This window comes from Lysobacter sp. 22409 (genome assembly GCF_052045105.1).
Lineage (GTDB): Bacteria > Pseudomonadota > Gammaproteobacteria > Xanthomonadales > Xanthomonadaceae > Lysobacter > Lysobacter antibioticus_B.
The window spans coordinates 1-9,576 of the sequence record NZ_JBQEOE010000079.1; the positions used below are offsets into that span (position 1 = coordinate 1).

Annotated in this window: 10 protein-coding genes; 3 read left to right on the forward strand and 7 right to left on the reverse strand. The window is 67.0% G+C overall.

The genetic code is table 11. The features are described from left to right. Positions 1–834: 834 nt before the first annotated feature. The 3 genes from ACTJJK_RS22535 to ACTJJK_RS22545 are packed head-to-tail and all read right to left on the reverse strand — an operon-like array spanning position 835 to position 2,299. Complete coding sequence (locus tag ACTJJK_RS22535; protein WP_440731300.1) at positions 835–1,311, reverse strand: DUF3106 domain-containing protein; 477 nt, start codon at positions 1,309–1,311, stop codon at positions 835–837. Between the two features lie 5 nt (positions 1,312–1,316). Continuing rightward, a complete protein-coding gene (locus ACTJJK_RS22540; RefSeq protein WP_440731301.1) occupies positions 1,317–1,748 on the reverse strand; it encodes a hypothetical protein in 432 nt (143 codons plus the stop codon). Further along, complete coding sequence (locus ACTJJK_RS22545; protein WP_051885452.1) at positions 1,745–2,299, reverse strand: RNA polymerase sigma factor; 555 nt, start codon at positions 2,297–2,299, stop codon at positions 1,745–1,747. The genes ACTJJK_RS22540 and ACTJJK_RS22545 overlap by 4 nt, the downstream gene beginning before the upstream one ends. 265 nt (positions 2,300–2,564) lie before the next feature. Here ACTJJK_RS22545 and ACTJJK_RS22550 point away from each other — a divergent pair, with 265 nt between their 5' ends. Next, complete coding sequence (locus tag ACTJJK_RS22550; protein ID WP_031374252.1) at positions 2,565–2,870, forward strand: NAD(P) transhydrogenase subunit alpha; 306 nt, start codon at positions 2,565–2,567, stop codon at positions 2,868–2,870. A gap of 127 nt (positions 2,871–2,997) precedes the next feature. Further along, entirely contained in the window at positions 2,998–4,431 is a 1,434-nt protein-coding gene (locus ACTJJK_RS22555; RefSeq protein WP_223620310.1) for an NAD(P)(+) transhydrogenase (Re/Si-specific) subunit beta, read from the forward strand. 410 nt (positions 4,432–4,841) lie between these two features. Here ACTJJK_RS22555 and ACTJJK_RS22560 read toward each other — a convergent pair whose 3' ends face one another. The 4 genes from ACTJJK_RS22560 to ACTJJK_RS22575 all read right to left on the reverse strand — a co-directional run bounded on the left by ACTJJK_RS22560 (position 4,842) and on the right by ACTJJK_RS22575 (position 7,247). Beyond that, positions 4,842–5,018 (reverse strand): hypothetical protein, encoded by a 177-nt coding sequence (locus tag ACTJJK_RS22560; RefSeq protein ID WP_440731302.1) that lies wholly within the window; start codon positions 5,016–5,018, stop codon positions 4,842–4,844. A 130-nt stretch (positions 5,019–5,148) separates the two neighbouring features. Next, complete coding sequence (locus tag ACTJJK_RS22565; RefSeq protein ID WP_440731303.1) at positions 5,149–5,766, reverse strand: cytochrome P460 family protein; 618 nt, start codon at positions 5,764–5,766, stop codon at positions 5,149–5,151. Beyond that, positions 5,729–6,235: a hypothetical protein gene (locus ACTJJK_RS22570; RefSeq protein ID WP_440731304.1), complete on the reverse strand. Its 507-nt coding sequence runs from the start codon at positions 6,233–6,235 to the stop codon at positions 5,729–5,731. Before ACTJJK_RS22570 ends, ACTJJK_RS22565 begins: the two co-directional genes overlap by 38 nt. A 112-nt stretch (positions 6,236–6,347) precedes the next feature. After that, positions 6,348–7,247: a helix-turn-helix domain-containing protein gene (locus tag ACTJJK_RS22575; protein ID WP_223620314.1), complete on the reverse strand. Its 900-nt coding sequence runs from the start codon at positions 7,245–7,247 to the stop codon at positions 6,348–6,350. Positions 7,248–7,530: 283 nt separating this feature from the next. Between ACTJJK_RS22575 and pdxR the strand changes: the two genes are divergently transcribed. Then, the gene (gene pdxR / locus ACTJJK_RS22580; RefSeq protein ID WP_440731305.1) at positions 7,531–8,982 is read left to right on the forward strand and encodes a MocR-like pyridoxine biosynthesis transcription factor PdxR; all 1,452 of its coding nucleotides are present in this window, start codon (positions 7,531–7,533) and stop codon (positions 8,980–8,982) included. Positions 8,983–9,576 lie beyond the last annotated feature (594 nt).

The window sequence follows — 9,576 nt, forward strand, 5'->3', positions numbered from 1 at the left end:
CGGCGGGTTACTTTCTTTTGTCATAAGCAACAAAAGAAAGCTAACCAAAGAAGTTGCTTTTCTTTGAATCAAGGGCCCGCACGAGCGATGCCGACGCGGGGCTCTACATACGGGACATCCCTGTCCCGATGAAAAACGGCCCGCATCCTTGCGCGCCGCCCTTCGGGTCTTCTATTGCCTTCGCGAGTGCTCGGCGACGCACAGCCAAAGGCAGAGGCAGAGCATCGGATCGAAGTGGCTTCGACAGATTTTCGTCAGCCGAGATTTGCGGTCGCGGCTCGCGCCGCTCCTACCCAAGAGCGACCGCGTTGTCGTTGCCTTGATGCGCTTGGCGCAGTACCGAGCTAGCGAGAACACACGTAGACCCGGAGGGCGGCGCACAGGACGTGCGGCGTTTTTCGATAGGACAAGGATGTCCTATCGAAAAATCCCGGTGCGGGCATCGCACTCGTGACTTGTGCCCTTGCAAGGAGAGCCCTTTTCTTTGGTTACTTTTCTTTTGGGCTTAGCAAAAGAAAGTAACCCGGCCGCGTCAGCGGACGGAAGCTTTGCGGTTGCTTGAGAGATACGACGCAAGACCGTCATAGCGCGGTCGCGACTTACGTCGCTCCTACATGAGGCTATGGGACGCAGCGAAGCGAGATTGAGGGCGCGCGGTCGCGGCTTGTGACCGAAGGAAATCCAGTAGGACACCGCTCCTACCCAAAAGCGGTACGCCGTCGCCGTAGCGGACGGAAGCTTTAGATGTTGCTTCATCGCACTGCGGTAAGAAACGCCGCAGCGGCAAGGAACGCGGTCGCGGCTTACGCCGCTCCTACATGGCGCGGCGCACCCTCAATCGCGCGGCGGATGCGGCCGGTCCGGCTTCGGCGGCGCCGGGTTGGCCTGGGCCCAGGCGCGGCGCTGTTCCGGGGTCATCGCGCGCCACTTGGTCATGAGGGCGCGCCGGCCCTCGTCGTCGAGGCCGCGCATCTTGGCGTACAGGGCGCGCATCTGGCCGCGATCCTCCGGGCTCATGTGCTCCCAGCGCTTCATGCCGCGGCGCGCGTTCTTGCGCTCTTCCGGGGTCATCTGCTGCCAGCGGCGGGCGTGCTCGAACATGCGCTGGCGCTCGTCGGGCGAGTTGTTCCAGCGGTCGCGCATCGGTGCGATCAGTTGCTCGCGCTGAGCCTGGGTCAGTTGCTCCCAGGCCGGCAGCGGCGCGTTCGTGCGGCCGGTGGCCGGAGGATCGCCGGCGAAGACCGGGGCGGCGGCGAGCAGGGCCAGGGCAGCGAGGACCAGGCCGAGGCGGCGGAAGGGGAAGGTGCGCATGGCGCTTACTCCGAAGGATTCGGCAGGACGTCGCCGTTGGACGCCAGCCACAGGTAAAGGTCGGGATTCTCGTCGAGCGCGGCGACTGCGGTGTCGGGGTCGTAGGCCGCGTCGGCCGCCGCGGCGCTGGCCACGGCCGGCGCCGATTCGGGCACGGCCGGCGCACCGCCGTTGCCGCCGACGAACTGCAGGCCCAGGACGAGCGCGAACGCGGCCACGCCGCCGCTGGCCAGGGCCCAGCCAAGCACGCCGGAGCGGCGCACCGGCGCGGCCGCGGCCTCGCTGCGAATCGTGCGCAGGCGCGCGCGGGTCTGCGGGGTGACCTGCTCGACGGCACGTGCGTGCAGGGCGCGCATGGCCTGATCGAAGCGCTGGTCGCGGTCCGCGGCAGGGTGAAGCTGAGGGCCCGGTTCGGGCCGTTCGTTCGGGGTCGTCATCGCCATTCCTCCAATTGCCGCTGCAGGGCTTCGCGCGCGCGCGACAGATGGGTTTTCACCGCGCCTTCGCTGCAACCCATCGCCCGCGCGGTCGTGGCGACGTCGAGTTCTTCCAGGATCCGCAGGCTGAAGGCCTCGCGTTGCCTGCGCGGCAGCTTGGCCAGCGCATCGCTCAGACGCGCATAGGCTTCGCGGCCGTCGTGGGTGCGCTGCGGGTCGGGGCCGTCGTCGGCCCAGTCCAGCGGCGCGTCGTCTTCGCGCGGGGCCGGCGCCAGCCAGCGCAGGCGGAAGGTCCGCCGGCGCTGGATGTCGACGATCCGGCTGCGCAGGATGCTCCAGAACAGCGGGGTCCATTCCGGCGCCGGGCGCTCGCGATAGGCCAGCATCTTCATCATCGCGTCCTGGACCGCGTCGAGCGCGTCCTCGCGGTGGCGCAGGCCGAGCTCGGCGAAGCGGAACGCCCGCGTGCCCAGGCCGGCCAGGAAGGCCTCGATGGTCGCCGGCAGGCGCACGGTCGGCTCCGGCGGCCCGTCCTCGGGCAGCGGCGGCATGTCCTGGGCCCGCGGATCGGCATCGATGCTCACGGTCTCCAGCATACGGGCGCCTGGCGGTTGCAGCACCTGGACGGCTCCTTAGTGTGCTGCGGCCGGGGGGCGCGCGCTGCGGTCGGGCGGGGTCGGCATGGGGATTCCTGTGCGGTGGAATGTGCACCGTCTACGGAATCTGACAACGCCCCGGCATCGGATCGGTTGACAACGCTGGCGCCGCATTCACGGCCGGTTATGATGCGGCAGACATCGCATGGGGAAAGAACGGATGAGCGACGGGTTCGTGGCGCTGTACATCTTCATGCTGGCGGGTATCGCCGGCCACGTAATCATCTCGCGGGTGCCGGTGATCCTGCACACACCGCTGATGTCGGGTTCCAACTTCATCCACGGCATCGTCCTGATTGGCGCGATCATCGTGCTGGGGCATGCCGAGACCACCCTGGAGAAAGCCATCGGCTTCGTCGCCGTGCTGCTCGGCGCCGGCAACGCCGCCGGCGGCTACGTGGTGACCGAACGCATGCTGGAGATGTTCAAGTCCAGCAAGAAGCCGGCCGGCAAGGGAGGCGCCTGATGGTCCTCGCCATTCCGGCCGGGCCGCAGCGCCTGCTGTCGTTTCCGTTTTCCTCGTCGCCGGGCACGCGCTGCCGGGCCGGGTCCTGCCGTTCCGGCAATGGTCGTTTCATGAAGCGGGCGGTCCGATGAACCTGATGCTGATCCTGGTCAAGTGCAGTTACCTCGTCGCCGCCACTCTGTTCCTGCTGGGCCTGCAGCGCATGGCCTCGCCGGTCACCGCGCGCAGCGGCATCCGCTGGGCCGGCGCGGGCATGGTCATCGCGACCGTGGCGACCTTCTTCCTGCCCGGCCTGCACAACATGGGCCTGATCCTGCTCGCGGTCGGCATCGGCACCGGGCTGGCCTGGGTGTCGGGCAAGAAAGTCGCGATCACCGACATGCCGCAGATGGTCGCGCTGTACAACGGGATGGGCGGCGGCTCGGCGGCGGCGATCGGCGCGGTGGAGCTGTTGCGTCTGTCGGCGCGGCTGCCGGCCGATCCCTTGCAGGCGCAGATCGAGCGCGGCGTCATCGACATGCAGACGCCGAACATCGCCCTGGTGTTGGCGGTCGTCGGCGCGGCGATCGGCGCGGTGTCGCTGTCGGGTTCGGTGATCGCCTGGGCCAAGCTCGACGGGCGCCTGGACAAGCGCGTGGTGTTCCCCGGCCAGCAGCTCTTCAACGGACTGGTCGCCTTGGCGATGGTGGTGTGCGGCATCGCCGCGGTGATGACCCTCAACGTGCCGGTGATCATCGCCTTCTTCGTCCTGGCCTTGTTGCTCGGCGTGCTGATGACCTTGCCGATCGGCGGCGCCGACATGCCGGTGGTGATCTCGCTCTATAACGCCTTCACCGGCTTGGCCGTGGCCTTCGAGGGTTACGTGCTCGGCAACGAAGCGCTGATCATCGCAGGCACCATGGTCGGCGCGGCCGGCATGTTGCTGACGCGCTTGATGGCCAAGGCGATGAACCGCCCGATCAGCGGCGTGTTGTTCTCCAACTTCGGCGGCGGTGGCCAAGCGCAGGAAATCAGCGGCACCCAGAAGCCGATCGAAGCCGGCGACGTCGCCGCGATGATGGCCTTCGCCGAACGCGTGGTGATCGTGCCGGGCTATGGCCTGGCGGTGGCGCAGGCGCAGCACAAGATCTGGGAGCTGACCCAGAAGCTGACCGAGCGCGGGGTCAAGGTGAAGTTCGCGATCCATCCGGTCGCCGGGCGCATGCCGGGCCACATGAACGTGCTGCTGGCCGAGGCCGGCGTGCCTTACGACATGATCGCCGACATGGACGACATCAACCCCGAGTTCGCCAACACCGACGTGTCGTTGGTGATCGGCGCCAACGACGTGGTCAACCCGGTCGCCAAGACCGACCCGTCCTCGCCGATCTACGGCATGCCGATTCTCGACGTGGTCAATTCCAAGAACACCATCGTGATCAAGCGCGGCAAGGGCACGGGTTTTGCGGGCATCGAGAACGCGCTGTTCTACGCCGACAACACCCGCATGCTGTACGGCGACGGTGCGGAGATGGCCAGCGCGCTGGTCTCGGAGCTGAAGGCGCTCGACGGCGGGCATTGAGCTTGCCGGTACGGGGGCGGAGCGCGCTGCGTGCTTCCTGCCCCTGTAGGAGCGGCGTCCTGCTGGATTTCCTTCGGTCATAAGTCGCGACCGCGGGACGCGCAGAAGCCGCAATGCCGAACTCATCTGCCGAGGCGGCGTGCTGTCGCAGGGTAGGAGCGGCGCAAGCCGCGACCAAGGGACGCGCAGAAACATCAACGCCGACGTCGCTCATCGAAAGCAGCGTGCCGTCGCGGGGGTAGGAGCGGCGCGAGCCGCGACCGCGCTGTTTCGGTCTCGCTGCGTATCGCTCCCGTAAGATCTAGATCAGGATCAAACGCCAAAAGCTTCCGCCACTAAAGCGGCGGGTTACTTTCTTTTGTCATAAGCAACAAAAGAAAGGTAACCAAAGAAAAATGCTTCTCTTTGAATCACAGGCCCGCACGCTCGATGCAGACGCAGGGATTTTTCATACGGGACATCCTTGTCCCGATGAAAAACGGCCCGCATCCATGCGGGCCGCCCTCCGGGTCTTCTTTAGCCTTCGTTAGTGCGAGACGACGCACAGCAACAGCCAAAGCCAAAGCCAAAGCCATGGTCATGGTCATGGTCGGAGCCAGGATCAGGGCGCAGCGATAGCCGCGAAATCAAGGCTGAAATGGCAGGTGTCGCACGAGATTGAACTGCGCAACAGCCGGTTTCGATGCGTGCAACGACTCCAGGGCGCCGCTGTCAGTCTCACTGAGCCGGCGCAGCCTCCAGCGCCGAATCCTCGCGCCAGCGGCTGAACACCTGGTCGTTCTGCTTCTGGCTGGCATGACAGGCGGCGCAACCGTCGCGCTGCGCCGTGCGCAGGCGGTCGCGGCGCTCGCCGGCGGCGAATTCGGCATAGCCCCAGCCGCCGGTCGCGGCGAAGCGCGCGCTGTCCTTGACCATCACGTCGATATGGCGGCGCGGGCCCTGGTCGATGGTGGCGTCGCCTTTGTCGGTAGCCTCGAACAGGTCGTAGACCAGCACCGAGCCGTCGGCAAAACGCCCGCTGCGGTAGCCGTCGAGCGCGGTGGCGTTGGCGTAGATGTGGTGCAGCCCGCCGAAGCGTGCGTAGGCGGCGTGGCCGGCGTTGATCAGGCCGCTCTTGATGTGGGTCCAGCGCGAATAGCCGACCGGGAAGGGCAGCGTCTGCGTGTCGGCAGCCGCGGTCGCCGCGGTGGCGCGGGGCGGATCGGCTGTGGCGAATCCGCCGGCGGCCAGCACGCCGCTCGCCGTTGCTAGCGCGACCGCGCCGAACCACCGCGCCGTGCGCTTGCGGCGCGAAGCTTCAACGGCCACGTGCGGCACCACCGGGTCGTAATGCATGGCCCACGCACCAGGCGATCGGCCAGGCCACGAAGCACACGTGCACCAGAATGCTGAGCACGATCCACAGCACGTCCTTCGGGATGCCGCCGCCACCGGCGCGCGACAGCGGCACGACGATGAAATTCATCGCCACGAACAGCCACAGGCCGTACAGGGTCGCCGACAGCCACGGCCGCCGCAGCATCCAGGCCAGTTTGGTCGCCGCGTAGGCGTACACCGCGGCCATGATCAGGGCGATCAGATAGTGCAGGGCGAGCCCGAGCGCGGCGGTCGAAGCGCCGCCGGCCAGTGCGGCTTCGCTCCCGATCAGGCCGGAGGCGACGCTGTGCAGGATGCGTTGCGCCGGCACGCCTGCGGTGATGCCCCAGTAGCCGATGGCGTAGGCGATGTCGAGCGTCGCCGCGATCAGGCCGCCGATCACGGTCCATAGCGGCAGCGATCGCGCACTGCGGTTGGCATAGGTCATTGCGGAGGTCCTGGAGAAAGCAGCGAGGAAGAGCAGCGAGGACGTGCAGCGAAGCGGTGCGGTGAAGCGTAGCGAGAGGTGCGGTGCAGCATCGAAGCCGCTGCGCCGCGTTTCAGGCGGCGCAGGTGGCCGCGCGCACGAGCTGCCGGTCGAGGCGCCGTGCCTGGGTGGCGGTAAGGCCGAACGAATTTTTGAACGCGCGGCAGAACGCGCTCTGGCTTTCGAAACCCAGGGCCTCGGTGATCTCGCACACCGGCATGCGGGTTTCGCGGACCATGCGCCAGGCGCGGTCCGAACGCAGGCGCGAGGCGAATTCGGTCGGCGTCTCGTCGAACACTTCGCGGTAGATCCGGATCAAGTGGCAGGGCGAGTAGTTGGCGCTGCGCGCAAGCCGGTTGAGATCGAGGCGGATCTCCGGATGGCGCCGGATCAGGTGCTGCACCCGCAGCAGCCGCAGCAAGGTCTGCTGGCGTCGGCGCTGGGTGCGGCCGCTGCAACGCGGCAACCGCGTCTGCAGATCGCGCTGCTGATCGATCAACAAGGCGCACAGGGTGCGCAACAGGGCGTCGCCGTTGTCGCCCAGCGTGCCCAGCGCGGTCGGTTGAGCGGCCAGCCGCGCCAGTCGCACCATCAAGCGTTGCGCATCGCGCGGCGCCGGGCCTTCCCAGGGGAACAGTTCCTCGCTGGTGTTGTCGGCGCTGGTCTGCAGATAGCCGCGCCAGGCGGTGTCCGGGCCGCACAGGCACAGCCACCAGCACGGCAGGCGTGCGCTGGTGCGCAGGCGGCCGTCGCGCCAGATCTGCAGGTGGCCGGGCTCCAACTCCCACATGCTGTCGGCGGCTTCCAGGCGCAGCGGTCCGCGCAGCGGCAGCCACAACGACAGCCAGCCGGCCGGCAGGTCGAGCTGGACGGCGCGTCCGGAGGCCCGGACCAGGTGCAGGGTCGGCCGTGCGGCCGACTGCGAAAGATCGAGATGCTCGGCGAAATGAATCCGGTGATGTTGCAAGTTCATGCGACCCTCGTCCGGGAGGCGTGGCGGGCAGGCGCCACGTTCGTTGGCTCCTAAGCTAGCCATCCTGGGCCGTCATCTGGAGGGCCAATAATCCCGGCTTCGAAGGAGCCAATCGGCTTCGCCCCGCGGCGAGCGCGACCGTGGTCACGAAACGCGTTGCGCCCCGGTTGTCATGCGCATGTGCCGACTTGAACCAAGTCGCTGATCGGCCCTCGCAACTCGCCCATTGGCTTGGCAATATCGATGACACAGGCGGCCCGAGGGGGCCAATCCGGAGCCGCGAATGTACCTGCCGCTCGATGGCCGAGGACCGTTGCATGGGCAATTGGTCCGGTCGCTCAAGGACGCGGTGATGACCGGGCGGCTGCCGTCCGGGCTGCGTTTCCCACCGACCCGGCTGCTGGCCCAGCAGTTGGGGGTATCGCGCAACACCGTGCTGGCCGCCTACGAGCAATTGCGCGCCGAAGGCTTCATGCAGGCGCGGGTCGGCTCCGGCAGCTATGTCGCCATGCCCGGCGCGCCGGTGCAGCCGCGCTCCGAGCCGCCGCAGCGGGTGGCGCCGCAAAGCGCCTATGCCCGGCGCCTGCGCCGCTATCACGACCACGCCCACATGCCCGGCCGGCGCGTGCCCGGCGCCTTGCACAGCTTCCAGTACGGCGTGCCGTTCACCAATCCGCTGCTGACCTCGGCCTGGGCGCGGGCGCTGTCGCATGCGGCGGTCTACACCCAGCCCCATTACCCGACCGCGCAGGGCCTGCCGGCCTTGCGCGTGGCGGTCTGCGAATACCTGTCCTTGCGCCGCGGCGTGCATGCGCGGCCGGAGGACATCGTGATCGTCACCGGCACCCAACAAGCGGTCAGCCTGACCGCGCGCGTGGTGCTGGACGAGGGCGACGAGGTGGTGATCGAAGAACCGCAGTATTTCGCCGTGCGCGAAGCCCTGCAGATCCACGGCGCACGCCTGCTGCCGGTGCCGGTGGACGGCGAGGGTCTGTGCACCGACCTCCTGCCGGAACGGCCGCCGCGCCTGATCTGCGTGACGCCTTCGCACCAGTTCCCGACCGGCGCGCTGATGTCGCTGGCGCGCCGTCGCGCCTTGCTCGACTACGCCTGCCGCCACGATTGCTGGATCTTCGAAGACGATTACGACGGCGAATTCCGCTACGACGCCCAGCCGCATGCGGCCTTGTGCGGCCTCGACGACAGCCGTCGGGTGATCTACACCGGCACTTTCTCGAAAGTGCTGTTTCCTTCGTTGCGCCTGGGCTACATCGTCGCCCCGCCGGGGTTGCGCGACGACCTGATCAGCGCCAAGTGGGTCGACGATTTCGGCTCGCCGGCGATTGAACAGGCCGCGCTTGCGCACTTCCTCGCCGATGGCGGCTTCGAACGCCACCTGCGCCGCACTGCGAAGACCCTCAAACAACGCCGCGACGCCTTGCTGGGTTCCCTGCGCCGCCTGGCCGGCGACGCCGTCGACATCGACGACTCTCATGCCGGCATGCACCTGGTGGTCTGGCTGCGCGGCCGCAACGTCGCCCAGGGCGAGGCCTTCATCGCCTTCGCCCAGAGCCGAGGCCTCGGCCTGTATTCGATCCTGCCGTACTACTTCGAGCCGCCCGCCCGCGCCGGCCTGTTGCTGGGTTTCGGCGCGATGTCGGTGGCGGAGATCGAGGAAGCGGCGCGGGTATTCGCGCTGTGTTTGAGTGAGATGGATTGGGGGAGTGGGGGGTAGGGGAGTGGTCGCCAGGTTCGACGATGTGGTTGCATCCGCCGTCGTTCGCGCATTGTCTTGCCCCTTGCCCTTGCCCTTGCCCTTGCTTTTTGTCTTTGCTGTGCGCCGCCAAGCACTCGCGAAGGCAATAGGAGACCCGGAGGGCGGCCTGCATGGATGCAGGCCGTTTTTCATCGGGACAAGGATGTCCCGTATGAAAAATCCCTGCGGAGGCACCGCTCGTGCGGGCCTGTGATTCAAAGCAAAAGCAACTTCTTTGGTGACTTTTGACCGAAGGGAATCCAGACGGACTTTTGTTGCTTTAGACAAAAGAAAGTTACCCGCCGCTTTAGTGGCGGAAGCTTTTAGCGTTTGATCTTGCCTCGCAAGAAGCGCCACAAGCCACAAGCCACAAGCAAGTGCAAAGCTTCCGTCCGCTACGCGGCCGGGTTACTTTCTTTTGCTGAGCCCAAAAGAAAGCTAACCAAAGAAAAGGGCTCTCCTTGCAAGGGCACAGGCCACGAGTGCGATGCCAGCGCCGGGATTTTCCGATAAGACGTCCCTGTCTTATCGGAAAACGCCGCACGTCCTGTGCGGCGCCCTCCGGGTCTACGG